At 47.8% G+C, this 25,401-nt stretch carries 21 protein-coding genes and 1 riboswitch; of the genes, 12 read left to right on the forward strand and 9 right to left on the reverse strand.

Annotated elements, in window-relative coordinates; all coding sequences use genetic code 11:
* The first annotated feature begins 235 nt into the window (after positions 1–235).
* Together AADZ70_RS11375 and AADZ70_RS11380 are read left to right on the forward strand one after the other, a co-directional pair.
* Positions 236–1,174, forward strand: a complete 939-nt coding sequence (locus AADZ70_RS11375) for an iron-hydroxamate ABC transporter substrate-binding protein (protein ID WP_049627351.1) — start codon at positions 236–238, stop codon at positions 1,172–1,174.
* A gap of 147 nt (positions 1,175–1,321) precedes the next feature.
* A complete protein-coding gene (locus AADZ70_RS11380; RefSeq protein WP_342007054.1) occupies positions 1,322–2,236 on the forward strand; it encodes a class I SAM-dependent methyltransferase in 915 nt (304 codons plus the stop codon).
* A 47-nt stretch (positions 2,237–2,283) separates the two neighbouring features.
* Here the strand turns inward: AADZ70_RS11380 and AADZ70_RS11385 are convergent, their stop codons facing one another.
* Together AADZ70_RS11385 and sspJ are read right to left on the reverse strand one after the other, a co-directional pair.
* Positions 2,284–3,696 (reverse strand): amino acid permease, encoded by a 1,413-nt coding sequence (locus AADZ70_RS11385; RefSeq protein WP_047477541.1) that lies wholly within the window; start codon positions 3,694–3,696, stop codon positions 2,284–2,286.
* 108 nt (positions 3,697–3,804) lie between these two features.
* A riboswitch (Lysine riboswitch) is annotated at positions 3,805–3,986 on the reverse strand.
* 122 nt (positions 3,987–4,108) lie between these two features.
* Positions 4,109–4,249, reverse strand: a complete 141-nt coding sequence (sspJ, locus tag AADZ70_RS11390; protein ID WP_007410034.1) for a small acid-soluble spore protein SspJ — start codon at positions 4,247–4,249, stop codon at positions 4,109–4,111.
* 183 nt (positions 4,250–4,432) lie between these two features.
* On the opposite strand from sspJ, the gene AADZ70_RS11395 reads away from it, so the two are divergent.
* Both AADZ70_RS11395 and AADZ70_RS11400 read left to right on the forward strand, forming a co-directional pair.
* Positions 4,433–4,915 carry a metal-dependent hydrolase gene (locus AADZ70_RS11395; RefSeq protein WP_016937948.1) on the forward strand — a complete coding sequence of 161 codons (483 nt, stop codon included), beginning with the start codon at positions 4,433–4,435 and terminating at the stop codon, positions 4,913–4,915.
* 41 nt (positions 4,916–4,956) lie between these two features.
* Positions 4,957–6,813 (forward strand): LTA synthase family protein, encoded by a 1,857-nt coding sequence (locus AADZ70_RS11400; protein ID WP_342007055.1) that lies wholly within the window; start codon positions 4,957–4,959, stop codon positions 6,811–6,813.
* Between the two features lie 29 nt (positions 6,814–6,842).
* On the opposite strand, the gene AADZ70_RS11405 is transcribed toward AADZ70_RS11400, so the two are convergent.
* A complete protein-coding gene (locus tag AADZ70_RS11405) occupies positions 6,843–7,769 on the reverse strand; it encodes a substrate-binding domain-containing protein (RefSeq protein ID WP_342007056.1) in 927 nt (308 codons plus the stop codon).
* 117 nt (positions 7,770–7,886) lie between these two features.
* Between AADZ70_RS11405 and modA the strand changes: the two genes are divergently transcribed.
* The 7 genes from modA (at position 7,887) to AADZ70_RS11440 (ending at position 14,518) form a co-directional block, all read left to right on the forward strand.
* Positions 7,887–8,684 (forward strand): molybdate ABC transporter substrate-binding protein, encoded by a 798-nt coding sequence (gene modA, locus AADZ70_RS11410; RefSeq protein ID WP_342007057.1) that lies wholly within the window; start codon positions 7,887–7,889, stop codon positions 8,682–8,684.
* A complete protein-coding gene (gene modB / locus AADZ70_RS11415; RefSeq protein ID WP_047477529.1) occupies positions 8,665–9,348 on the forward strand; it encodes a molybdate ABC transporter permease subunit in 684 nt (227 codons plus the stop codon). The genes modA and modB overlap by 20 nt, the downstream gene beginning before the upstream one ends.
* A gap of 93 nt (positions 9,349–9,441) precedes the next feature.
* The gene (locus tag AADZ70_RS11420) at positions 9,442–10,089 is read left to right on the forward strand and encodes a response regulator transcription factor (RefSeq protein WP_029575311.1); all 648 of its coding nucleotides are present in this window, start codon (positions 9,442–9,444) and stop codon (positions 10,087–10,089) included.
* A 5-nt stretch (positions 10,090–10,094) separates the two neighbouring features.
* Complete coding sequence (locus AADZ70_RS11425; protein ID WP_342008060.1) at positions 10,095–11,198, forward strand: sensor histidine kinase; 1,104 nt, start codon at positions 10,095–10,097, stop codon at positions 11,196–11,198.
* A gap of 119 nt (positions 11,199–11,317) precedes the next feature.
* Positions 11,318–12,253, forward strand: coding sequence for an ABC transporter ATP-binding protein (locus tag AADZ70_RS11430; RefSeq protein ID WP_049627358.1), 936 nt, complete (start codon positions 11,318–11,320; stop codon positions 12,251–12,253).
* Positions 12,254–12,276: 23 nt separating this feature from the next.
* Complete coding sequence (locus AADZ70_RS11435) at positions 12,277–13,371, forward strand: ABC transporter permease (protein WP_095241344.1); 1,095 nt, start codon at positions 12,277–12,279, stop codon at positions 13,369–13,371.
* A gap of 1 nt (position 13,372) precedes the next feature.
* The gene (locus AADZ70_RS11440) at positions 13,373–14,518 is read left to right on the forward strand and encodes an ABC transporter permease (RefSeq protein ID WP_342007058.1); all 1,146 of its coding nucleotides are present in this window, start codon (positions 13,373–13,375) and stop codon (positions 14,516–14,518) included.
* Positions 14,519–14,552: 34 nt separating this feature from the next.
* Here AADZ70_RS11440 and AADZ70_RS11445 read toward each other — a convergent pair whose 3' ends face one another.
* The gene (locus tag AADZ70_RS11445; RefSeq protein WP_099744848.1) at positions 14,553–15,383 is read right to left on the reverse strand and encodes an aldo/keto reductase; all 831 of its coding nucleotides are present in this window, start codon (positions 15,381–15,383) and stop codon (positions 14,553–14,555) included.
* Positions 15,384–15,604: 221 nt separating this feature from the next.
* On the opposite strand from AADZ70_RS11445, the gene AADZ70_RS11450 reads away from it, so the two are divergent.
* Positions 15,605–16,090 (forward strand): hypothetical protein, encoded by a 486-nt coding sequence (locus AADZ70_RS11450; protein WP_016937938.1) that lies wholly within the window; start codon positions 15,605–15,607, stop codon positions 16,088–16,090.
* Positions 16,091–16,130: 40 nt separating this feature from the next.
* On the opposite strand, the gene AADZ70_RS11455 is transcribed toward AADZ70_RS11450, so the two are convergent.
* The 5 genes from AADZ70_RS11455 to AADZ70_RS11475 form a co-directional block, all read right to left on the reverse strand.
* Positions 16,131–18,146 carry a Na+/H+ antiporter gene (locus tag AADZ70_RS11455; protein ID WP_047477146.1) on the reverse strand — a complete coding sequence of 672 codons (2,016 nt, stop codon included), beginning with the start codon at positions 18,144–18,146 and terminating at the stop codon, positions 16,131–16,133.
* A 289-nt stretch (positions 18,147–18,435) separates the two neighbouring features.
* Positions 18,436–20,151, reverse strand: coding sequence for an assimilatory sulfite reductase (NADPH) hemoprotein subunit (cysI, locus tag AADZ70_RS11460; protein ID WP_095241342.1), 1,716 nt, complete (start codon positions 20,149–20,151; stop codon positions 18,436–18,438).
* 27 nt (positions 20,152–20,178) lie between these two features.
* The gene (locus AADZ70_RS11465; protein WP_342007059.1) at positions 20,179–21,987 is read right to left on the reverse strand and encodes an assimilatory sulfite reductase (NADPH) flavoprotein subunit; all 1,809 of its coding nucleotides are present in this window, start codon (positions 21,985–21,987) and stop codon (positions 20,179–20,181) included.
* A 175-nt stretch (positions 21,988–22,162) separates the two neighbouring features.
* Positions 22,163–24,478 carry an RNA polymerase recycling motor HelD gene (gene helD / locus AADZ70_RS11470; RefSeq protein WP_342007060.1) on the reverse strand — a complete coding sequence of 772 codons (2,316 nt, stop codon included), beginning with the start codon at positions 24,476–24,478 and terminating at the stop codon, positions 22,163–22,165.
* Positions 24,479–24,629: 151 nt separating this feature from the next.
* Positions 24,630–25,238: a trimeric intracellular cation channel family protein gene (locus AADZ70_RS11475; protein WP_016937932.1), complete on the reverse strand. Its 609-nt coding sequence runs from the start codon at positions 25,236–25,238 to the stop codon at positions 24,630–24,632.
* Positions 25,239–25,401 lie beyond the last annotated feature (163 nt).

A 25,401-nucleotide genomic window follows, 5' to 3' on the forward strand; every position in this document is an offset into this window, starting at 1 on the left:
TTTTAATAGACCCAACACTCGTTCTTCCTTTCTCAAAACAAGAATGGTAATGATAATGATTATCAATGACTTGTTTCAGTATAGCACTTTTATCTTCTCTTTTAATAGACCTAATTTCATATCATAAAAGAAAGCTTTTCTTTAAAAAGAGCGTGCTTCTCTATAAAAGCAGTGATATAATCACACTGATAATGATTCTCTTTATCACTATTTTTTATGAAAGAAGGAATGTCAGATGTTCCATACATACAAGAAAATCGGCGCTGCGCTGATTGCCGTGCTGCTCATCGCCGCTTTGGCCGCATGCGGAAATTCTTCAGACACGAAAGGCTCTTCTGAAAAAGGAGAAACCGTCACTTATAAAGCCGAAAACGGCAATATTAAAATTCCGAAGCATCCGAAACGTGTCGTCGTCATGGCTGACGGCTACTACGGCGACTTCAAACAGCTCGGCATCAATGTTGTCGGCGCGCCGCAAAACGTATTTAAAAACCCTTATTACAAAGGGAAAACAAACGGTGTGACAAACATCGGCGACGGCACGTCCGTTGAGAAAATCATTGACTTAAAGCCTGATTTAATCGTTGTCTGGACGACACAAGGCGCCGATATTGAAAAACTGGAAAAAATCGCGCCGACCATCGCCATTAAATATGACAAGCTCAGCAACATTGATCAATTCAAAGAGTTTGCGAAAATGACAGGCACTGAAGACAAAGCAGATAAATGGCTGGCTGAATGGGATAAGAAAACCGCTGCCGCTAAAACAAAAGTTCAAAAAGCGGTCGGCTCAAAAACCATCTCCATCATGCAGACAAATGGAAAAGACATCTATGTATTCGGTAAAGACTTCGGCCGCGGCGGAAGCATCATTTATGACAAACTCGGGCTGAAAGCCACAAAACTGACGCAGGAAAAAGCCATTAATCAAGGGCCGGGCTACGCCAGCATTTCACTTGAAAAACTGCCTGACTTCGCGGGAGACTATATCTTTATGGGGCCATGGCAGGCCGGCGGTGACGACAAAGGCGTGCTTGACAGTTCAATCTGGAAGAATCTCGATGCCGTCAAGCAAAACCATGTCTATCACATTGATCCGATCGGCTTCTATTTCTCAGACCCGATCTCACTCGAAGGCCAGCTCGACTACATCACAAAAAGCTTAACAAAGTAACCCGGGAGCCGCTGTCACAGCGGCTTTTTATGACGCCAAAAACTTGACAAAAAAATTTATTTATGCTATAATTTACATTTTTGGATTAACATGTATAATGAGATTCTCCCGGCCGGAGATTGATGTAAATAACGGAGGATCTTTAATATGAGAGAAAATAAAGCGAGTATGACTTCCCTGCTGTCGGCTTTCGTAAGGGCGTACCACAGTAAATACGACACACCGGTGATATTTGATGATTTCTTGGCACAAGATCTTTTATCTGAAAAAGAGCTGTCGGACATCAGCGATCATTTGATTCAAGGTATATCATTTTTCAGCAAAGACATGGCCCGGAAGCTTCAAGGCAAACCGGATGACATCTTAAAATGGGTGACTCAAGTTCAGCTGTCTCCTACACCGTTAGCCCGTGCCGCATATTGTGAAGAAGTGCTTTTGAATGAAGTGAAGCTCGGGGCCAAACAGTATGTCATCCTCGGCGCAGGGCTGGATACTTTCTGTTTCAGGCATCCCGAGGTGACAAACAGCACAGACATCTTTGAAGTGGATCTCCGCGCTTCACAGGAAGACAAATTAAACAGATTAAGACGTCTTGAGCGCGATATCCCGAGCCGTCTTCATTTTGCGCCGATGGACTTTACGGTTCCGCTTTCTTTCAGCTGTCTGAATCAGGAAGGTTTTTCCCGCCGAAAAACCTTTTTCAGCCTGCTCGGTGTGTCATATTATCTTACGAAAAAGCATCTCGCCCGCCTGCTTACACAATTATTTGCCGAAGTCCCGCCCGGCAGCTCTGTCGTGTTTGATTATGCGGATGAGTCGCTCTTTGAAGAAAAAGGACTGTCAAATAGAGTGGAGAACATGGTGAAAATGGCTGCGGCAGGCGGAGAACCGATGCTGTCGTGTTTCAGCTATAAAGAAATTGAAAAGCTGTTAGAATCATCAGGCTTGCTTATTTATGAACATTTATCTCCAACGGTAATCAATGACCGTTTTTTCAGCGGGCGCACTGATCATTTAACCGCATTCGAGACCATTCATTATATACACGCCGTCAAAAAGTAATCCGCTGACGCCAAAAAAGACATCCCACAGACGTGAGATGTCTTTTTTTATACGGATTGTCTGTTGTTTGCAAATTTCTTTGAAACGAAAGGATATAACAGCAAACCGACGAAAAACAGTCCGATCCCGAGAATAAAGGTCGTTAAATCGGCCGTTCCCGTAATAATGACGTAAAAAGAATAAATGCAGGCAAGGATGGCGATGAAACCGTCCTTCACTCTTGAACCCTTGATTTCGTCATACGTTTCACCCGTCAGCACGAGCTTCAGGCTGTAAAACGCTGATATGAGATATGGAATCAGGTAAGCGAGTGTCGCCGCCGTTGTTAGAAACGTAAACGCGTCACTGATTGTCCGGGAAATAACCGAAAAGATAAAGATCTGTGACATCACGTTCGTGACGATTAACGACACAACCGGGCTTCCCTGTTTATTCGTTTTTGCAAAAGCGGCGGGAAAGTCTCCTGATTTCGCGGCTTGATACGGAACTTCAGAGCCGAGAAGAATCCAGCCGAGCATCGTCCCGAACAGACAGAGGATCGCCAAAATCGCCATGATGATGCTTCCCGCATTGCCGACGATCGCGTATAAGACGTCAACAAACGGTTTTTCCGAGCCGACAAGCTTACCATGCGGAAGCACGCCCATCGTAATCAATGTCACGATGATATAGATGCTGAGCGCAATCAATAAGCCGGTAATGGTGGCGCGTTTCACGTCGCGCTGCGAACGGGCGCGCCCGGATAAGATGACTGCCGATTCAATTCCGACGAACGCCCATAATGTTGAAATCGCCGCATTGTGGACCTGACCGCCGATTCCCTCAACCGTGTGAGGACCTGTTTGAACCGGAAAATAAAAATGATCGAAAAACGACGTTTGAAATACAAACAAACCTGCAATGATAAAGAAGATAAATCCTAATACTTTTGAAAACGTCGTAACGAAATTTAATTTACTCGCACCGTTCATACTGGAAACGAGAATCGTGTGAGTGCCCCACAATAAAACCGTACATACGGCAAACGTCAGCAGCTGGCCAAGTGTAACCGCCTGACCGCCGATTGAAAACATTTCACGCTTATCCGTTAAAATCGGGAAAAAAGAAGTTAAATATCCGGCAAGGCTGGTGATGATCGCCACGTTGCTGATCCAGCTCGCCACCCAGTAGCCCCACACCATCGTGAATCCGGCTGCATTCCCTTTTTTCCGATCGCTGAACAGCGCTCTCGCATAGCTTTGCGGCCCCGCCGTCAGCTCAGGCTTGCGGATGGATAAGTGACCGAAGACAAGCGCGATCATTAACACACCGGCTCCCGTCAAAAGCCATGCCGATGTAGCGCCGAACGGGCTCGCGATTTTTGCGAGCGTGCTCGGAAGGGAAAAGATGCCCGAGCCTACCATATTTCCTACGACAAATGCCGTTAATAACCAAAAACCCCATTTTTTCGTCTGTTCCATTCCTGTACCTCCTGGTTGTTCATTCGTACGGACCAGACCCCGAGACCATATTTACACACAAAAAAAGCCTGAACAAAAGTCCATGCTTAAAGAAACACACACCCTTGATCTCCGGATAGCCCTCCGCGAAAAAGCACGCGGCAGTCCTGCACTTATTCAGATACAGTCCCAGCATAAAGAAGGATCGGCTTTCTTTACACTTCGGCGCTGATGCCTTTAACACATGTTTTGCGGCCCCTTATCAGCCTGGCATGTGCGACTCATCATCAAGCGCAACCTCTACCTCACCGAGAAAGAGTGAGGATTTTTATCATTCAATTCTACTCAGAGGTTATCAGAGATAAAAAGATCTGTCAAAGGGAAAAATTAGACGGAAAACGGATAGAGCATTCGCCCTACCCGTTTTATATGGTCAGCGGTTGTTTTTTTTCTTTTGAACAGCTTCTTGAAGCGGATCGTCTTTCAAAGCTGCACCGGCGTCCTCAAGCGCACCTTGAATGACGTTTTTGTTTTTATCGCTGTTTTTGCCTTTTTCTTTGTTAAAGAAAGCCATCTGTATCACCTCTTTATCAAATATAGGTACACCTATAATGTGTCTTTTTCCGCGGCAGAATATGCGGAATCCGATCCTCCTTCCTTTTGGCGGAACAGGTAAAGTTTGTTGATCAAACATGCATTCTCTTGATATATTTGTAATTCAGGGGATTTTGGCAAAAATAAAAAGGAGAAGCGAAAAATGACAGGAAAAACACACATCATGGGAGGCATCGCTTCTTGTTCCGCAATTGCGTATTATTACGGGTATGATCCGGTCCTTATGACCTCCGCGGGTGCCCTCGGGGCGCTGATTCCCGATATATGCCATACGAAAAGCAAAATCGGCAGAACGCTGCCCGTTCTGTCCAAAATCGTAAGCACGGTGTTCGGCCACAGAACGTTTACACACAGTCTGCTGTTTATGCTAATTATGTTTTTCATCACGGCAGCCTATATCCCGAATCCAAGCATCTCCGCCGGACTGATGATCGGAATGGCAAGCCACCTTGTGCTTGACGCATGGACCGTCAACGGCATTAAACTGCTGTTTCCGTCAACCATCCGCTTCCGTCTTCCCCTTTATATGAGGACGGGGAGCTTTTCGGAGCAGCTTGTGCTGGCCGGGTTAACGATTGTATCCTGCTATTATTTATACGAATTGGTTCACGGCCGCATCTCTTAAACAAAAAGCGTCTTTCGCTTTTAGGGTGAGGAGTCATACATATGAAGAAATCCTTTTTCAGCAATCATCGGTTTTTATGCCTGTCCATCCTGTTCATGTGGATAAAAACATACGTCGTTTACAAGCTCGGTTTTGATCTGCAGAACAATTCTGTTCTTGAGGAATGTCTGCTTCTCATTAACCCGCTGAGCTTTATTGTGCCGCTGTTCGGCATCGGCCTGCTGCTGACGGAAAAAAAGCAGCGGATCTTTCTGCTTTCGGCGAATGTGATGCTGACGGGGATTTTAATTGCGAATACGGTGTTTTACGGGTTTTATATTGATTTTATCACCATACCGGTTTTGTTTCAGGCAAGCAATATGGGCGATATGGGAAGCAGCGTCCAAGAGCTGTTTCACCCGCTGTATATCGCTTTATTCGCGGATATTGCGGTTCTGTTTTACCTAGCGGGAAAGCATAAAGCCGGTAAGGGAAAAGCGGGCGCCCGGACTGTTAAAGCGTATGCGTGGGCATCAGCCGGCCTCATGCTGTGCAACCTTGCGCTGTCTGAGGCCGAGCAGCCGAAGCTGTTCAGGCATCCTTTTGATCGTGAAGCGCTCGTAAAAGGAATCGGCCTGTTCCACTTTCATTTGTATGACACCATTTCGCAAACGTTGAATGCAGGGGCTAAAGCGTTTGCCGACGAAGACAGTCTTGCGGCGGTCGCGAACTACACCCAAGCCGACTACAGCCGCCCGTCCGATGCAAAATTCGGGCTTGCTAAAGGGCGTAATGTGATTTTTGTCACGCTTGAATCAACACAGCGTTTTGTGATGGATGAACGGGTCAACGGGCGGGAGATTACCCCGTTTATGAATAAGCTGCGGAAAAAAAGCTATGACTTCACTCATTTTTATCAGCAGACCGAACAGGGAAAAACCTCAGATTCAGAATTCATTACTGCGAATTCGCTGTATCCGTCTTCAAGCGGCGCCGTTTTTTTCACAAAAAGCGGCCACCGGTTCAATACGCTGTACCATACGTTAAAAGACCATCGGTACTATTCGGCCGTTCTGCATGCCAATCATAAGGCCTTTTGGAACCGGGATGAGATGTACGGGGCATTCGGCATCGACCGTTTTTTCGACGCGGATGAATTTAAAGTGACACCGGAAAACTCAACGGGCTGGGGCCTGAAGGACAAGGAATTTCTCGAACAGTCAGCGGAAAAATTAAAGAAGCTTCCGCAGCCGTTTTACGCAAGCCTGCTGACTTTGACCAACCATTTTCCTTTTGAAATTGATAAACAGGATCAGCTCATTGAGGAACCGGACACTAGCAGTGATTTGTTAAACCGTTATGTGACGACGGTCCGCTATGAAGATGAGGCGCTAAAACACTTTTTCAACAAGCTGAAAAAAGAAGGGCTGTATGACAACGCGATGATCGTCCTGATGGGAGATCATTACGGCATATCCGAAGCCCACAATAAAGGACTTGCCGAATTCTTGGGAAAAGAAGAAATTACGCCGTTTGATACGGTTCAGCTTCAGCGCGTGCCGTTTATCATTCATATTCCCGGGGTGACCGACCGTGAGCCGGAAACGATCGCTTCCGCCGCGGGGCAGGTTGATGTAAGACCGACGCTGCTTCACCTGCTCGGCATTGAAACGAAAGGCAGCATTCAGTTCGGCAATGACCTGTTTTCCAAAGAGCGGACTCCGTTTGCTGTGCTGAGAAACGGCAGCTTTATCACGGATGATCATATTTATACGAAAAATACGTGTTACAGCCGCAAAACGGGCGAACCGCTTTCTGACATAGGCGCGTGCAGCGATGAGAAAGAAAAAGCGGAACAAGAGCTGATGCTCTCCGATAAAATATTAAACGGCGACCTGCTGCGGTTTTACAAACAATAAAAAAATCCCTCCGTCATTGGAGGGGTTTTTTATGTTTCATATATGAGCCGACCGGTCATTTTCGTATCATATCCGGATAATTGAGAAAGCTGAGACTTGAATTCCTCGGAATTGAGAATGTCCTGCACGCTTTGAACAAGCTCCCGGTTTTGTTTTAAGACGACCACATCGTACTGCTCCCTGATTACCGGGATAAAATCCGTACCGGCTATATGCGCCGCATGCTGCGAGCCGATTCCCGCATCCGCTTTTCCGCCTGATACTTGTGAAGCCGCTGACAAATGATCCGTGACAATGTCATGATATCCGGCGACATCAGACGGCTTGATGCCGAATGATCTGAGCTGTTCATCAAGCAGCACCCTCGCGCCTGAACCTTTTTCGCGGTTGACGATACGGACATCTTTTCTGCTCAAATCCTGAAAGCCCTGAATGTTCAGCGGATTGCCCTTTTTCACGTATAATCCGGCCTGCCGAAGCACGACATGAAAGAGCGCAAACGGCTCTCCTGAAAGAATGCGCTTCACATACGGGATGTTATACTCCCCCGTCTCCCCATCATACAGATGCAGACTGACGATGTCGCAGGCTCCCCGGTACATCTCGATCAAGCTGTTTAAGCTGCCGCTGTACTTGCGAAGCGGAGACGCCTGTATCTTTTGTTCCAGCTGTTTGCTGAGGAGATCCATCGACACATCCTGGCCGCTGATGATAACAGACTGGCTTTTTTCCGGCTCCGGCCTGCGGGGCGGATCAGCCTCCTTGACTGCTGATGGCTCTTTAGACATCCTCATGTTTTCTTTATATTGTTTCAAGTCCTCTTCATCGACCCTCATCTGTCTTCCGACCCTGTACGCCGAAATGAGTCCTTTTTTTATCAAATCATATACTGTCAGTTTTGAGACCTTCAGAAGGCCCGCAACTTCTTCTATTGTATAGGAAGTGGCTTCTGTCATATTATCACGCTCCGTTTTTATTATAACGGTTCACATATTGAAAAAAAACCGCACCCTCACGTACAATTACGTTATAATTAGTTTTATCTAATGATATTCAGTTATAAGGGGTGCACAATGTTGAAAAAGAAAGCGACACTATTCACAGCTGCGGTTATGGGCGTTTTCCTCGCAACTGCGGGCTGCTCATCCGGACAATCGGCCAAAGGCGGACAAAACGAAAAAGTAACGCTGACCGTTTCCGCGGCGGCCAGCGCTCAGGACGCGCTTAAAGAAATCCAAACCAACTACGAAAAATCACATTCAAACGTTGCCATCCAAGACAACTTCGGATCATCAGGCACACTGCAAAAACAAATTTCCCAAGGCGCAGGAGCTGATTTATTCTTCTCGGCAGCCGAAGATAAATTCGAAAAGCTTGTTCATGACGGCGATATCGACAAAAAGGACAGCACGGACCTTTTGAAAAACGAACTGGTCATGATCGTGCCTGAGAAAAACAGCGCACACCTTACACATCTGAATGACCTGAAAAAAGACAGCACGGAAAAAATCGCGCTCGGCACGCCTGAATCCGTTCCGGCCGGACAATACGCCAAACAGTCATTGACTAAATTATCCCTGTGGGACAAGGTAAAAGATAAAGTCGTCTATGCCAAAGACGTCCGCCAAGTGCTTTCTTATGTTGAAACCGGAAATGTCGATGCCGGGCTTGTCTATAAAACAGACGCTCTCATTTCGAAAAAGGTGAAAATCACCGATGAAGCACCGGCGAAAACACACGATCCGATCGTGTACCCGCTAGGCATCGTCAAGGATACAAAGCACCGTAAAGAAGCAGAAGCGTTTTATCAGTATCTGCAGTCAGATGCAGCGATGAAAGTGTTTAAGAAATATGGATTTACTGCCAAGTAACATTACGGCTTCGGAGTTTTTCACCCCAATCGTATTGTCTTTTGAGGTGGCTTTGGCTTCGGGCATCGCCGTCATCCTTCTCGGAACGCTTGCAGGCGCCTGGATGGCGAAAGCGCGATTTCCCGGAAAAACGGCTGTGGAGACGCTGTTTATGCTCCCGCTCGTTCTTCCGCCTACCGTTGTCGGCTTCATCCTCATTATCATTTTCGGGAAACACAGCTTTATCGGCCGGGCGATCGAGCGGATTTTTCACCAGCCCGTCATTTTCACGTGGTGGGCCGCGGTGATCGCTTCGGCCATTGTCGCCTTCCCGCTTATGTATCAGTCTGCCAAAACGGGTTTCGCTGCGGTTGATCCTGACATCGAAGGAGCGGCGAAAGTAGACGGAGCCGGCAGATGGCAGGTATTCACCCGCATTTCCGTCCCGCTTGCCTTTCCGTCCCTTTTGACCGGAAGCATTCTCAGTATCGCAAGGGCGCTCGGTGAATTCGGGGCGACTTTAATGTTTGCGGGGAATATCCCGGGCGTCACCCAAACACTGCCGACAGCGATTTACGTCGCCATGGATTCCGGCAATGAAACACTCGCCTGGGTGTGGGTGATCTGTATTATGATGATTTCTTTTCTGATGCTGTTTTTCATCCAACTGAAAAAACCGGCTTGACCGATCCGCCTTCCGACCACATTTCGCCGGGAGGCTTTTTGATTTAAAATCGGATGGTATATAATGAAATAAAAACACACAAAGGGTGCGGCTATGAAAATTAATGTCATTATCGCGGATGATAATTCTTTCATCAGAGAAGGAATGAAAATCATTTTGCATACATATGAGGAATTTACAGTATCGGCAACGCTGGAAAACGGATTAGAGGCGGCAGAGTATTGTAAACACAATCCCGTCGATATCGCCTTATTGGACGTCCGCATGCCGGTGATGAACGGCGTCGAAGCCGCAAAACGGATCGCGGAGGAAACGGATACGAAGCCGATGATCCTGACGACATTTGACGACGACGAGTATATTTTAGAAGCGATTAAAAACGGCGCAAAAGGATATTTATTAAAAAACACCGAGCCGGAACGGATCCGCGATGCGATCAAAAGCGTCTTCAACGGGCACAGCATCCTTCAGGACACCGTGCTGGATAAAATAAAAGACAGCCTTTTCCGGCCGGCGGAAGCCGCGCATCAGATTGATGAAAGCCAGTTTACTGAAAGAGAGCTCAGCATCATGTCGCTTATTGCGAAAGGACTGTCGAACAGAGAAATTTCAAAACAGCTTTTCATTTCTGAAGGGACGACGGCCAATTATATTTCATCTATTTTAGGGAAAACGGGTCTTGAGCACAGAACGCAGATCGCGATTTATTATATCACCGGGAAGGTGGATAACGAGCGTTGAACGGTATGGATTTTTGGATGCTGATGAGCAGACTGATCGTCATTTTTTATACGGCCTTTTTGTTCGTATCGGCCGACCGCCCTTACATGCCGTACGCCGTCTTGTTTCTGCTGCTTTATCTGTGTCTGGGCATTGCGGTCTGCATGATCAGGCCGACCGCTTGGAGGCGCGGGATCACCCTCATGACGCTGGCATTGACCGCCTTGCTTTCCGCCGGAGGCCATCCGGCGTTTCTGTTTCTTCTGCCGCCCGCCATTTTTGCCGTTCTTGCCGAATATCCGGTTCACCGCTATGTGTGCTGCCTGCTCGTGTTTTTGCCGTTTTTATTTATCCCGTACGGCGATCTTCCGACGTATACCGTCATGACCTTGTTCTGTCTGGCGATTTTCGTTTTGGCCGCCCGGTCAAACGATCGGCTGAAGACATATGAGGAGCAGTCAGACAGCATGCGGGCAAGCATTGAAAAGCTGACGAAACAGCTGCACAGCAGCACAGAATATATCAAACAATCGGAGTATACCGGCAAACTCGAGGAAAGAAACAGATTGTCCCAAGCCATCCATGACAAAATCGGCCACTCCATGACCGGCGCGCTCATTCAGATGGAAGCGGCGAAGCGGATGCTCGGCTCCCGTCCGGACAAAGCGGCTGAACTGCTTCAAAACGCCATTACGATTTCCAAAGAGGGCATAGAAGATATCCGCATTACGCTGAAAAATATGAAACCGCCCGCTGAACAAATGGGCATTCACCGATTAAGAATATTTATTGATGAATTTTCGGCTAAAAACGGCATGCCGGTTCCGTTTACGCATCAAGGCGATTTGGACAGGCTGACGCAGATGCATTGGAAAGTCATTCAGGAAAACGTAACCGAAGCTTTGACCAATGCGATGAAATACGCCGATGCCGCACAGGTTTCCATTGATATTCAAGTGCTGAATAAAGCCGTGAAAGCGGAAGTGAAAGATAATGGAAACGGCGCCGTCCGCTTTAAAAAAGGCCTCGGCATGCTCGGTATGGAAGAACGGGCCGCCGCCCTGCACGGAACTGTCATTTTTGACGGCACGGCGGGTTTTTCCGTCACGACATTACTGCCTATTGAATAAGTGAATGTTTTCATGTGAAAAATATGAGGATTCTCATGTCAAAAGAATGAACAGCTGCACTAACGGCCGTTCATTCTTTTTTTTATAATTAGAACATCATAAGACATAGAGGTGGAAATATGAACATTTTGGAGCTCAAACAGCTGAGTAAGAAATTCGGCGATTACGCCGCCGTTGACCAAATGTCGCTTGCTGTAAAAGAAGGTGAGATTTTCGGGTTTCTCGGCGCAAACGGAGCCGGAAAAAGCACGGCCATCAACATGATCTCAGGCCTTTTAAAACCTACTGACGGAGACATTCTGTTTCTCGGAAAAGATATTTTCAAACACAGCAAAGCCGTGAAAATGAATATCGGCATCGTCCCCCAGGACCTCGCCATTTACGAAGAATTAAACGCCTATGAAAATGTGAAGTTCTTCGCCGGGCTGTACGGACTGAGAGGGTCGGCTCTGAAAGAACGGGTCGAGGAAGCCCTGACATTCGTCGGCTTGAGCGATAAACATAAATATCTGCCGAAGCATTTTTCCGGCGGAATGAAACGCCGGCTCAATATCGCCTGCGCCCTTGCCCACCGGCCGAAATTGATCATCATGGATGAACCGACGGTCGGCATTGACCCGCAATCAAGAAATTATATTCTGCAATCAGTGAAAAAGCTGAATGAAATGGGCTGCACGATCATCTACACGAGCCACTACATGGAGGAAGTTGAAGAAATATGCACGCGCATCGCCATCATTGACCACGGGAAAGTCATCGCAGAAGGCACAAAGGAACAGCTTACCTCCATCATTACCGACACAAAGGACGTCGTCATTGAGCTGTCATCCGGAAACGGCATCAGCCTCGGCGATATTCAGGATCTTCCCGGCGTCAGAGCCGCCGCACTGGAAGAAAACAGCGTGAAAATCAGCTCTGACACAGGGGTCAACAATTTAAACCGCCTGATCCGGTACTTCATGGACAAAGGAATTGAAATCCGCTCTTTACAGGAACAGGCCCCCGACTTAGAAACGGTATTTCTCACTCTGACAGGCAGAAGCCTGCGCGACTGACCCAACTGAAAGGAGGATTGCAAATGAATATTCTGCACATCGCCGGGAAAGAAATCAAAATCAGTTTCCGTGACAGACGGACCTTTATTTTCATGCTTGCTTTTCCGATCGTCTTTATGATGATTCTCTCTGCGGCATTATCAAACGCCTTTGATTCAGAAGTGACGGTCGGACACATCAAGGTCGAATATACGGACCAGTCAAACGGACCGCTTTCTCATCATTTTACTGAGTTTATGAAAGCCGCAAAAAAAGAGCATGTCTATTTTCAAAAAGCGGATACGGCGGCAAAAGGCAAAAACGACGTTCGTGAAAATCAGGCGGATGCTTTCGTCACTGTCAAAAACAGCGGTTTTCAAGTTTATACAAATGACCGGAGCGGTATGAACGGCACGATCGTCGAAGGCATGCTCACCGCTTTCACCAACCAATACAAAGCAGGCGCCGCCGCATACAAGGCGCATAAGGCACCTTCCGCCGGACAAATAAAAAGCGATTATATGAAGCAGACGTCTTTAAACAAAGCGAAGGAACCGAAAGCGAAAGATTTTTACGCGGTGTCCATGACGACGATGATCGGGCTGTACGCCTCGATTTTTGCAAGCACCTTGTTCCGCGGGGAAAGAATACGCCACACAGCCGATCGCCTGATTGCCGCTCCGCTCCGGAAAAGCGATATCTTTCTCGGAAAGATGCTCGGCATTATGGCTGTGAACGTACTGACAATCCTTGCCGTTGTCGCCTTCAGCAAATTTATTTTAAAAGCCGATTGGGGCAGCCACATGGGACTTGTGCTTTTGATTCTCGCCTCTGAAATTCTTTTGGCCGTCAGCTTCGGGCTCAGCCTGAGCTATTTGACCAAAAAACCAGAAAGCGCCAGATTAATCACCGTCATCATCGTTCAAGTGATGGCCATTATCGGCGGCGCCTATTATAAATATGAAGGCGGAGGAATTTCCTCCCTGTCGCCCTTATCCTGGATCAATAAGGCGATTAACAACATCATATACGCAAATGACGTATCGGCCGCCTGGCCCGCAATTGGTTTAAACACAGCATTAGCGGCGCTCTTTTTGCTGATTGCCGCGGTTACGTTTCAAAGACGGGAGGGACTGTAAAATGAAAAACTTCTGGTGGCTGTTTATACACACGCTCAAAGGAATCACAAAAAGCAAAAAACAGCTCATTCTTTATATCGGGGCTCCGCTGATCGGCGTCTTTCTCTCCTTCATGTCCAATGCCAACGGCGGAGCCGAAACGCTCAATATCGGCATTCTCAATCAAGACGGCGGAGAAGTGGCACAGGATACGGTCACGTTTTTAAAAGGACTGGATCATGTGAAAGTTTCGGAGGAAACGGCTGCATCCGCCTCATCCAAGATCGCATCGGGAAAAATGGAAGCGCTGGTTACGTTTGAAAAAGGCTTTTCCCAAAGTGTAAAAGACGGAAAACCGGCTCACATCGGCATGACCTCGCTGAAAGGCGCCCAGGTCACCGGATATGTCAGCTCTTATCTGTACAATTATATAAACAGCGCCGCCTCAATCGGCAAATCTTCCGGCGGAGACGAGAAAGCCTTTCAGGCGATGTACGCCGATTTCAAGCATTCTCCGATTCAAACGGAGTCCGCTGTTTTACAAGATACTTCGAATCATAAAGAAATGACCTACTCAGTCATCGGGTATCTCATTATCATTATGCTCTATTCCGCCGGCAACCTGACGGAACTGATGATTAAAGAAAGAGAAAACAGAACGTATTACAGACTTCTGTCAACGCCGATCACGTCAAAGCAGTATGTATTGGCAAACGCGGCGGTGAATATCATTATCATGGCCGTCCAAATTCTATTCGCCGTTCTCTTTATGGGCGCCGCTTTTCATATTCATCCGTCTTTCCCGCTGTGGCAGCTGTTCGTTCTGATGATGCTGTTTGCATTAAGCGCAATCGGGATCGCCTTTATTGCCGTCGGTTTTTCCAATAGCAGCGCTTCGGCATCGGCGCTTTTGAATTTGATCGTCGTGCCGACATGCTTGCTCGCAGGCTGCTTTTTTCCGGGCAATATTATGCCGAAAACAGTGCAGACAATCGCCGAATTTCTGCCTCAGCGCTGGGTGCTTGATACGGTGGATCAATTGCAGCACGGCCGCACGCTCCAAAGCCTGACGCTGAACATCATCATTTTGGGAGCCTTCGCCGCCGCCCTTTTATTAATAGCCGCATACAGATTCAGCGTAAAACGGCAGACACGGACATTTATGTAAAGAAAAACAGCCCCGCAAAGGGCTGTTTTTTTTCTTAGAACAGAAGCTCGTCCGGGTTCGGGCCGACACGCTCATCTTTGTTCAATGCGCTGATCTTTTCCATTTCGTCCTGTGACAGTTCGAAATCAAAAATATCGGCATTTTCTATGATGCGGTGCTCTTTAATGGATTTCGGAATGGTAACGACTTCGTTTTGAAGATCCCAGCGCAAAATCACTTGAGCGACCGATTTGTTATGTTTTTCCGCAATTTGTGACAGCACTTCGTTATCCAAGAGCTGTCCCTGCATCAATGGAGACCATGCTTCCACTTGAATGCCCTGCGCTTTGCAGAAATCTCTTACTTCTTTTTGAGTCAGGCGCGGGTGGAATTCTATCTGGTTGACCATCGGCTTGATCTCAGCATCTTTCAGCAGTTCTTCTAAGTGATGCACTTGGAAGTTGCTGACACCGATCGCGCGGATTTTGCCGTCTTTGTACAGCTTTTCAAGAGCGCGCCATGTGTCTTTATATTTATCCTTGCCCGGCCAATGAATCAGGTATAGGTCGAGGTAATCGAGGCCGAGGCGCTCAAGGCTTTTCTCAAACGCGTCAAGTGTCGTTTCGTATCCTTGATCTTCATTCCACACTTTTGACGTGATGAACAGCTCTTCTCTGGCAACGCCCGCCGCTCTGATGCCTTCGCCGACGCCCTCTTCATTTTTATAAATTGCCGCCGTATCAATGCTGCGGTAGCCATTTCTGATTGCCGCTTCGACAGAGTCCGCCGCTACACTTCCGTTTTCCACCTTAAATACACCAAGGCCGAACCACGGCATTTCAACGCCATTATGAAGCTTTACAGTATCTTTTAAGCTTTTTGCCACGTTGAACCATCCTTTCTAGTCATTATGTAAACGGTTATTATTATCTCACATTTCCGCCGTAAGAAACCAATTATACGCTCATCGTTATAACAGAAACCATCTTTAGTACCCAGGTACCACTAACGTTATTATTTTCCTATTTTTCAAAAAATCCGGTTAGCCCGGTAACTGACCGGGTAAATCGCTAATGTAGCCACCAAACAATCGAAGGAGGAAATACGATGAAACGTATACGCATCCCAATGTCCGTTGCCCTTGGCGCCGCTTTGTCCCTGACTCCTCTGTCCTTTGTATCCGCAAAAGAAAACCCGGTCCCTCAAAACATGGCACAGCAAAAGTCAGATGTCTCCGCAAAAGATGTCGGTTTAAACATTGATGTTGACCTGCTCGGCATCGGCAATTCGATTGCTGACGCGATTAAGTCGGCGCAAAACCGTGACGGCTTCGTCAAAAACTTAATGGAATCTTCATTCTACGCTTCAGGACAAAAATATAATGTCATGGTGTTTAATTTAAGCCAGGAATATGAAGATCATTTTAACGGCGTTCAGTTTTACGGTTCCGCCGTTTATGACGGCATCACATACGGCATTTGGGTGTTTGAAGACGGAAGCTTCACCAACAAAGGCGATGGCGGCTGGATCAACTGGGCCTTCAGAGGCTGGTTTGACCGCGACGGCGATCACGTCGAATTCCATCGTCCGTAATCAAAAAAAGTCCGGCACACAGATGCCGGACTTTTTTCATTTATTCATCTCCGTCAAGCATCGCCGCTTCCACATCATTGATGTATTGGCGAAGCTCATGTGACATGTCGCGGGAGATTTCCCGCTCTTCGAATAATGTTTGGATTTCGTTGCGGATGGCCTGCACGGCCCGCAGTTTGATCTCGAGTTTTTGATTTTCAAAACGGCGGCTCGGATTCTGTTCGTGATACGAGTGCCCCAGCCTGAAAATCAGGTGATTGTAAAAGGAAATGACGGCAAGCGTCACATCTTTATTTTCTTCGGTCATGTGTTTTTTCAGGCTTTCAATCGCCGCTTTTGCCGTTTTAACCCTTGTGGCGCGAATGAGGCCTTCTTCATTTAAAATCGACATTTCCGGCTTTTTTTGTTCACCGAAAAAGATCCAGTACATCAGGCGTTTCAGCTTTTTCTTAGATAAGCCGACTTTAAACGGATTCGTATACAGCACTTCCAGTTCATCAAACCGTTCCTGGAGGCTGTCAGCCGTTTCTTCCGGGATGTCGCCCCGCTCAATCAGCCGGAGCAGTTCTTCCTGTTCAGCCTGTATCCCTTGGGCGCGGACTTTCCGCTCATCTTTTTTCGTGCGGTTTTTTACGGTGAACTGCTGAAACCTGAGATTTTTCATTTTCTCATTGTATTCGGCAATGACCGCAAAAGAAGCCGTTTTGTTTGTCTCATTCATATTTTCTTTGATGGCTGATAAAGCAGCCTTTATCAGCTTCCGTCTCGCTGTCAGCAATTTGACTTTCTTCTCTTTCGCATTGTCTTCCGGCTTATCAGTCAGAATCGGCAGTACGATTGTCGCCAGCACCAATGTGCACAAAATAACACCTGCGGCTAAAAAGAGAATCAAATTCCGTTCAGGAAACGGCGAGCCGTCGGAGAGCACGTACGGAATGGAAAAGGAACCCGCAAGCGTGACCGCTCCCCTGACGCCTGAAACTGAAATCAGCAGCGTGGAGCGCAGGCCGGGCTTATAAATGCTCTGATCCTTGTTAAAAAACCACTTGCCGTTCCAAAAAAACAGCACCCACAAAAATCTGAGAATCATTAACGTCAGCGTAATGACGATAATGTACCCGATGACCATCATATTGTTAAACGCGGTATCATTAAAAATAACAGAAACCACATCCGGTATTTGCGTTCCTAATATGACGAAAACAAGACCGTTAAGAATGAACAAAATAATATTCCACGTACTTGCAGAGACGATTTGCAGTTTGACCATCGTTGATTCAAGACGATCCTGCTCCACCGCATGCGTGATGCCGCCGGCCACAACCGCTAAAATGCCGGAAACGCCGATTTCTTCAGCCGCCAGATAAATGACAAACGGCGTCAGAATTTGAATCAGCATATGCATCGTGACATCCTGCATGCCGAGGCGGCGCAAAAACAGCCGGAAACGGATAATCAAAAAAGAAATGACGACACCGCTGAGTAAACCGCCGGCTGAAATCAAAACAAAGCTGAACGCGGCTTGCGCCAGCGAAAATGCGCCCGTCACAGCAGCCGCAATCGCAAATTTAAAAGCGACCAGGCCGGATGCATCATTCATCAGCCCTTCTCCTTCAAGGAGACGCAGAATGCCTTTTGGCATCTTCACACGCCCTGACAGCGCGCTGACCGCAACAACGTCAGTCGGTGACAGGATCGCCGCCAGCCCGAACGCGGCGGCCAGCGGAATGCTCGGAATCATCCAATGAATGGTGTAACCGCCGACAATGACCGTGGCAAACACGAGCCCGAGTGCGAGAAGCAGAATCGGCGCTCTTAAATTCCAAAGTTCCGCACGCGGCGTCCGTTTTCCATCGTTAAAAAGCAGCGGAGCGATAAACAAAACAAAAAACAATTCGGTATTCAGTTCAAAATGAAGCCCCTGCGGAAATGACGCCGCAATGATACCGAGCGCCACCTGAATCAGAGGCACCGGGATAAAGGGGACAAACCGATTTATAATATTGGAGATCGCAATGATGGTTAAAAGTACGAGTACGACTAAAAATATGTCCAAAGCATGACCTCCTTCATCTGCTGCATTGAATCATCATTGCCTGTTCTCATGGCCCCTGTCAAAGGCCGGAGCCAATTACCGGGCTGGCCCGGTGTATTTTCCGCACACAACCTTTCTTCTCTTATATTACCCGTTTTTATTTAAAATTTCTCATAACGTGCTCACGGGGAACTTTTTTTGCCTTCGGCTACTTTTTTTCTAAAAAAAGAAAAAGCCTGTTTTCTATGAAAACAGGCTTTTCGCACGGCTGCGTTCTTACTGTTTTAGTAAATTGTTTCAGCAGCTCATCTTATTCGTGAAAATTCGTTCCGTCTGTTGTCGCTTTAATAATGCCCGCACGGATGACGAAATCTCCAAAGTGTTCGCCTTCCTCGCGCTCTTTCGCATAACGCGGCAGAATGGTGCGGAGCTCACTGAGAATCTCCTCTTCACCGATATTTTCCCGGTACATTTTGCTTAAACGGCTGCCGTCAAATGCAGCTCCTAAATACATATTATATTTTCCCGGCGCTTTTCCGATAAATCCGATTTCGCCGAGCGCATGGCGGGCGCAGCCATTCGGGCAGCCAGTCATACGGATTGTGATCTCTTCATCCCGCAGACCGTTTTCGTCAACAATGGCTTCAATTTTATCAATCAGCTTTGGCAGATACCGCTCCGCTTCGGCCATCGCGAGCCCGCATGTCGGAAGCGCGACGCAAGCCATTGAACTGCGGCGCAGGGCGGAATGCTGCCGGCCGTCTGTCAGACCGTATTGTTCGATTAATGCGCTGATTTGTTTCTTTTTCTCGCTCGTCACATTGCCGATAATCAGATTTTGATTAGAGGTGAGACGGAAATCTCCCGTATGGACTTTGGCGATTTCACGTAATCCTGTCATCAGCTTATAATTCTCATAGTCCGTGACACGGCCGCCTTCGATAAACATCGTAAAATGCCATTTTCCTTTTACGCCTTTCACCCATCCGTAACGGTCGCCGTTATGGTCAAAATGATAAGGTTTCGCCTCATCCAGCTGCCAGCCGAGGCGGTTTTCCAGCTCAGCTTTTACATTTTCCAGACCGAGACGGTCAACAGTATATTTAAATCTGGCATTCTTTCTGACGGAACGATTTCCGTAATCACGCTGAATCGTAATGGTTTTTTCCGCTACATCATACAGCTGCTCCGGTTTGCAGAAGCCGATGACTTTTGAAAGCTGCGGATAAGTGGCCGTATCACCGTGCGTCATTCCCATACCGCCGCCGATCGCCACGTTGAATCCGATAAGTCTGCCTTCTTCTACAATGGCAATGAAGCCGAGATCTTGAGAAAAGACATCAATATCATTGGACGGAGGCACGGCGATTCCGATTTTAAATTTCCGCGGCAAATACAGCGGCCCGTACATCGGTTCCGTTTCCGTATCAGGAGTGCCCGCCACCCGTTCCTCATCAAGCCAGATTTCATGATAGGCTCTCGTGCGCGGAAGAAGGTCATCACTCAGTTTTTTCGACCATTCGTACACTTCCGCATGGATTTCAGACTGATACGGATTTGAAGCGCACATGACGTTTCGGTTGACATCTCCGCAGGCCGCAATGGTATCAAGCAGCGCCGCATTGATTTTCTGAATCGTTTTTTTCATGTTCCATTTTAAAATTCCGTGCATTTGGAACGTTTCGCGCGTTGTCAGCTTTAATGTATTGTTTCCGTATTTTTGCGCCAGTTCATCCATGACAAGCCATTGTTCCGGAGTTGACACGCCGCCTGGCATCCGGACGCGCAGCATGAATTGATAAGCCGGTTCAAGCTTTTGTTTCTGACGTTCATTGCGGAGATCGCGGTCATCCTGCAGGTAGCTGCCGTGATGCTTCATCAGCCGGTTGTCATCGTCCGGGATGCCGGCTGAAATCCGGTCAAGCATGACTTCTTTCAACGTGCCGCGCAAATAATCACTTTTTTCTTTAATTTCCTCAACATCACTTGGAGGGCCTTCCGGCGCTTTTAAAATGTTGTTCACCATGCTGAATAAGCTCCTTTCAAACCAAAATCAATATACGTCACGCTGATAGCGTTTTTTCTGCTGCATGTCTGCCAGGAAGCTTTCCGCTTTTTCACGGCTCATGCCGCCTTCTTCCTGAATGATATCGAGAAGCGCCTGGTGCACGTCATGCGCCATATGCTGTTCATCACCGCAGATGTATACGGCGGCTCCCTGCTGCAGCCATTCATACAGCTCTTTGCTTTGTTCTTTCATACGGTGCTGCACATATACTTTTTCCTCCGAATCCCGGGAAAAAGCGACGTCCATTTTTGTAAGTACACCGTTTTGCAGCCATTTTTGCCATTCCGTCTGATACAGAAAATCAGTGACAAAGTGCTGATCTCCGAAAAACAGCCATGTTTTCCCTTCAGCACCGGTTTCTTCACGTTCCTGCATAAAGGAACGGAACGGCGCGATGCCTGTCCCCGGCCCGACCATAATAATCGGTGTATCCGGGTTTTCCGGCAGCTTGAAGTTTTGGTTGTGCTGAATGTAAATCGGAAGCGTATCTCCCGGCTGGAGTCTTTCCGCACACAGAATGCTGCAGACGCCCTTTCGTTCTCTGCCGTGCGCGTCATATCTGACCGCTCCGATTGTCAGATGCACTTCTTCCGGATTCGCTTCTAAACTGCTTGCGATCGAATAGAGCCGGGCCGGCATTTTACGCAGGATGGAAAGAAAGTCTTCCGCGGACGCTTCCCACGGACCGAAATCCCGGACGAGATCAAGCAGATCACGGCCGTTGATGTATGCTTTCACCTGCTCTTCATTTCCTTCGGCCAGAAGTTCACCCAGCTTTTTGTCAGTCGTAAACTGTGCGGCCTTTTGCAAGAGCGGTTTTGTTAACACTGTAATTTCAAAATGAGAAGTGAGCGCGTCTTTCAGCGGACGGGTCTCTCCTTGCTTATTCACCGCCACTTCCTGTTTTGGGTCCCATTTCAGCTCATTGATCAGCTCATCCACGAGCGCCGGATCATTTTCCGGATAGATGCCGAGGCTGTCCCCGGGCTGATACGCGAGACCGGATCCTTCAAGCGAAAGCTCCAGATGGCGTGTTTCTTTATTCGAACCGCGCCCGTTCAGATTGATGTTCTCAAGAACCTCCGCCCGAAACGGGTTCGTTCTGGAATAAACGGATTCACCGAGAGCAGGCGTCTCGGCAGGCGCTTCGGCTGTTTGGTTTCCCGCACCTTCGTTCAGGCCGCCGATAACCGCATCAAGCCATTCCGAAAACGGTTCATCATAATCAAGATCGCAATCAACCCGAGGCGCAAGCTGCGTGCCGCCGAGCTCTTTAAGACGCTCGTCAAACTCTTTGCCGGTCTGGCAGAAAAATTCATACGAGCTGTCCCCGAGCGCCAAAACGGAAAAACGGAGCGCTTCAAGCTTCGGCGCGCGTCTGCCGTGAAGAAATTCATGAAAAGCCAGCGCATTATCCGGCGGATCGCCTTCTCCGTGCGTGCTCACCACGATCAGTAAATTGTTTATTTTTTTCAGATTATTCGGCTTAAAATCGTTCATAGACGCGACGGTGACTTGGAATCCCCGTTCCTCAAGCGTCTTTACCGTCTGTTTCGCAAGACCTTCCGCATTTCCCGTTTGCGATCCGTATAATACGGTCACTTCTTTCGAGACTGCCGGGCTTTCTGCCGCAGCCTGGGGAGCGGGTGCGGCTGCTTCACCGGACTCGGGCCGGGCCGCAGCCAAATAACCGCTCAGCCAGATTTTCTGTGATTCTGTCAAGGTCGGCAGAAGGCGGTTAAGGAGCTCTGCCTGCTCCTGATTAAACGGACTGTTCATGACCTGAAGTTGCAACGATATCCACCTCACAAGGAATTAAACGTAACGTACGTTATTTCTATAGGAATTGTCAAAATAATATTCTAATTGAAACTTTACCGAAAGTTTGTGTGTAAGTAAAATATATAATCATGATGATAATGATTAAGATTACTAATGATAAAAAGCCCTTTGCACTTGGGCAAAGGGCTTACACGAATAAGCCGGCGGGCACTTCGTTTATAAAAGGAGAGAGTTCTCCCGGAGACAGCACGGTCAGATGATGCATCGCCCGCGTGCAGGCCGTATATAAAAGCTTGCGGTCATGCCCGCTTTTATACTGAGCAGCAGAGGCGTCAGCGACAATGACGGCGTCAAACTCAATGCCTTTTGCCAAATACACGGGAATGACGCATACCCCTTTTTGAAAAGGCTGGTTTTCTTTATTGATCAAACGGACACTGCTCCCGGCGCTGACTGTCTGAAACACTTTTTCCGCTTCCGCGGCCGTTTTGCAGATGACAGCGATCGTCTCCCGGCCTTTTTGCCTGAGCTCCCGTATTGTTTGAGTCAATTGCTCGCGGCGCTCTTTTTCAGTATCCGCCCGCAGAACCCGTGGTTTTTCCCCGTTCCGGTTAAAAGGCTCAATGTCATCACCATCAGCCAGCAGCGCTTTCGTAAATTCAACAATCTGCCGCGTCGATCTGTAAGTCCTCTTCAGGCTGACATCCTTTTCTGCGCCATTGCGGAAGCAGCCGGCGAGTGAAGAAGGACCGGTAATGGTGTGTGCATAAATCGACTGGCTGACATCACCGAGCACCGTCATTTTTGCAGCCGGGAAGATGCTTTGAATATACGTGAGCTGAAAAGAGGAATAATCCTGCGCTTCATCAATGAAAACGTGCTTCATTTGTGTGTTTATTCTTTTTCCTTCTATCAGGTCCTGCAAATACAGATACGGAGCGGCATCTTCATACGGGAGCGACCGTTCTGCAAATGCGCTGCGGGTTAAAGCCCCGATGCTCTGCCAATGATCGGGCTTTTCATCAGCTCCCCAGTCTGAAAACAGCCGGAGGTACATCCGTTTTATATCGAGAAAGCCGAGCTGTCTGACGGCCTGTTTAATCGGTTTAAAGGCTTTGCGGACAATAATGGCGCCAAGCAGGCGCTGTTCACGCTGATGGTCGTCAAATGCAGGTTCATCATCCGCCGCTTGCTTCTTAAGTTTTTGATAAACCTCCGCATAATCTTCTTTATCAAGCAGCTCACTCTCCTGCAGCACCCATTCCTTCTTACGCTCCTTTTTTTCGAGTGCGCTGATTTCCGTAAGAAGCCATTCCGCCGTCAGCTCCGCTCTGTTCGGAATCAGCAGCTGCTTATCAAGCGAATAAAAATAGGCTTCAATCCGCTCTTTTGAAATCAGGATGTCTCCTCGGAAGCTGATCTGTTTACATATCAGACCGGAGACCGAAAGCGACCCGGCATAACGGTCAATCATGGCCTGAAAAGCTGGTGACGCTTTGTAAGCAATGGCTTCGAGCCTTACGGAAAGGGCGTCCTGGTTCTGCTCGGTCAGGCAATATTCGAGCTGTTCGTACGGGCTTTCACATTCAAACTTTCGTCCGAGCCGGCGGGCGATATATTCCTGAAACGTGGCCTGCTCCATATTTTCTTCTCCCAGTTCCGGCAATACGGCGGAAACGTAACTGTTGAATAAAATGTTCGGAGAAAACAGCACTATCTGACGGGCGTCAAGCACACCGCGCCCGCGGTACAGCAAGTAAGCGGCCCGCTGAAGCGCCGCGGATGTTTTCCCGCTTCCGGCGGCTCCCTGAACGATGAGATATTTGCTTTTTTCATCACGAATGATTTCATTCTGTTCTTTTTGGATGGTTGACACGATGTTTTTCATATGCTGGCCGGAATGGCCGCTCAGCACCTCTTGCAGCATTTCGTCACCAATCGTCATATCCGTGTTAAACATCGCTTTAAGCGTCCCGTTTTTAATGATAAACTGCCGCTTCAGTGTGATGTCCCCTTCTATCGTTTCTTCCGGAACTTCATAGCGGGCTTTTCCCGGGGAATATTGATAGTAAAGAGATGAAATGGGCGCACGCCAATCGTAAATGAGAAAATGCTCATTGTTTTCATCCATTAAAGAAGTCAGCCCGATATAAATCTGCTCGGCAGAGGACTCCCCTTTTTCCGTAAAATCGACACGGCCGAAGTAAGGAGAGGCTTTCAGCTTTTGGATTTTTTGAAGCTGCCGGTATTGAAGCCGATGCGTCCGTTCACGTTCTGAAAGCATTTCAGCCTGCTGTTTAATGCTTGAAAATGTTTCCGCCGCTTCATGGGCATCATCCAAATTAACCGTGACATCATCCCAAAACGTTTTTCTCAGGCCGACAATATCCTGCTTCAATCCGCCCGATGATGCTTCAAGACGCGTTTGTTTCTGATCCAGTTCCTTCATGACAAAATTGATTCTTTCCTGCTCTTCTTTCCATTCTTCATCACGTTTTGCCATCAGCGGCACCTCCGACATCAAGCTGACAAATCCGGCTTTCTTTACCAAACATATTATTCATCATTATAGTCAAATACCCTTTTTCTTATCATATCGGGCGTCTTTTTATCCGTTATGCAAAAAAACCGATTTCTTTTATGAAATCGGTTTTTTACTGATCTATATGATAGGAACGAATCGGCAGGCGCCACCTGAAAACATAACTGCAGATGCGGCATGCCACAAGCACTAGGAACAGCACATACAAACCTGCGGCATTCCCGGCCCAGCCGAGGCCCACGATTAATCCTCCGAGTGCGGCCCAGACTGCATAAATTTCCGACTTGAGCACAAGGGGCTTCCTGCCCGCGAGCAGATCCCGTATGATGCCGCCCCCGCTTCCGGTCAGCACCGCGGCCGCAACCACTGCACTGAGCGGATGGCCCATTTTCACGGCATACAAAGCGCCTTGGATGGCAAACGCCGAAAGCCCGATGGCATCGGATAAGTTGCCCCATTTACTCCAATGTCTTAACAGCAGCTTCGGAAATAAAAAGACAATCGTAACTGATGCGAGAGCGATTTGAAAAAATGCGCCTTGCTCCCACAAGGCGGAGACCGGAACACCGATCAGCAGGTTTCGGATGGCTCCGCCGCCGAACGCCGTTACAATCCCCAAGATATACACGCCTAAAATATCATACTCCTCTTCCATCGCAACAATCGCTCCGCTGACCGCAAACGCAATGATGCCGATTACACTAAGCAGCTCCCAGGCCATTCCATATGCTCCTTTTTATTTGTTAAATTTTCTGACGACCATTAGATTTTATAATCGCTTTCTCTTAAAATCAACCTTATTTTTGAAAGATTCTGATCCCAAAATCGGGACAACTGCATTCAGCATGGCTGGAGGCAAGAACATTTTCCTATTTTATACTATA

Origin of the sequence: Bacillus sp. YBsi01 (genome assembly GCF_038406745.1) — a bacterium.
GTDB classification, from domain to species: domain Bacteria; phylum Bacillota; class Bacilli; order Bacillales; family Bacillaceae; genus Bacillus; species Bacillus siamensis.

Bases quoted from the DNA above. Each gene is read 5' to 3' on its own strand.
- AADZ70_RS11375 (WP_049627351.1), top strand. From the start codon at position 236: ATGTTCCATACATACAAGAAAATCGGCGCTGCGCTGATTGCCGTGCTG.
- AADZ70_RS11425 (WP_342008060.1), top strand. From the start codon at position 10,095: ATGGATTTTTGGATGCTGATGAGCAGACTGATCGTCATTTTTTATACG.
- AADZ70_RS11405 (WP_342007056.1), bottom strand. From the start codon at position 7,769: ATGACAGAAGCCACTTCCTATACAATAGAAGAAGTTGCGGGCCTTCTG.
- AADZ70_RS11430 (WP_049627358.1), top strand. From the start codon at position 11,318: ATGAACATTTTGGAGCTCAAACAGCTGAGTAAGAAATTCGGCGATTAC.
- cysI (WP_095241342.1), bottom strand. From the start codon at position 20,151: ATGGTGAACAACATTTTAAAAGCGCCGGAAGGCCCTCCAAGTGATGTT.
- helD (WP_342007060.1), bottom strand. From the start codon at position 24,478: ATGGCAAAACGTGATGAAGAATGGAAAGAAGAGCAGGAAAGAATCAAT.
- AADZ70_RS11435 (WP_095241344.1), top strand. From the start codon at position 12,277: ATGAATATTCTGCACATCGCCGGGAAAGAAATCAAAATCAGTTTCCGT.
- modA (WP_342007057.1), top strand. From the start codon at position 7,887: ATGTTGAAAAAGAAAGCGACACTATTCACAGCTGCGGTTATGGGCGTT.
- AADZ70_RS11395 (WP_016937948.1), top strand. From the start codon at position 4,433: ATGACAGGAAAAACACACATCATGGGAGGCATCGCTTCTTGTTCCGCA.
- AADZ70_RS11385 (WP_047477541.1), bottom strand. From the start codon at position 3,696: ATGGAACAGACGAAAAAATGGGGTTTTTGGTTATTAACGGCATTTGTC.
- AADZ70_RS11400 (WP_342007055.1), top strand. From the start codon at position 4,957: ATGAAGAAATCCTTTTTCAGCAATCATCGGTTTTTATGCCTGTCCATC.
- modB (WP_047477529.1), top strand. From the start codon at position 8,665: ATGGATTTACTGCCAAGTAACATTACGGCTTCGGAGTTTTTCACCCCA.
- sspJ (WP_007410034.1), bottom strand. From the start codon at position 4,249: ATGGCTTTCTTTAACAAAGAAAAAGGCAAAAACAGCGATAAAAACAAA.
- AADZ70_RS11420 (WP_029575311.1), top strand. From the start codon at position 9,442: ATGAAAATTAATGTCATTATCGCGGATGATAATTCTTTCATCAGAGAA.
- AADZ70_RS11450 (WP_016937938.1), top strand. From the start codon at position 15,605: ATGAAACGTATACGCATCCCAATGTCCGTTGCCCTTGGCGCCGCTTTG.
- AADZ70_RS11475 (WP_016937932.1), bottom strand. From the start codon at position 25,238: ATGGCCTGGGAGCTGCTTAGTGTAATCGGCATCATTGCGTTTGCGGTC.
- AADZ70_RS11380 (WP_342007054.1), top strand. From the start codon at position 1,322: ATGAGAGAAAATAAAGCGAGTATGACTTCCCTGCTGTCGGCTTTCGTA.
- AADZ70_RS11440 (WP_342007058.1), top strand. From the start codon at position 13,373: ATGAAAAACTTCTGGTGGCTGTTTATACACACGCTCAAAGGAATCACA.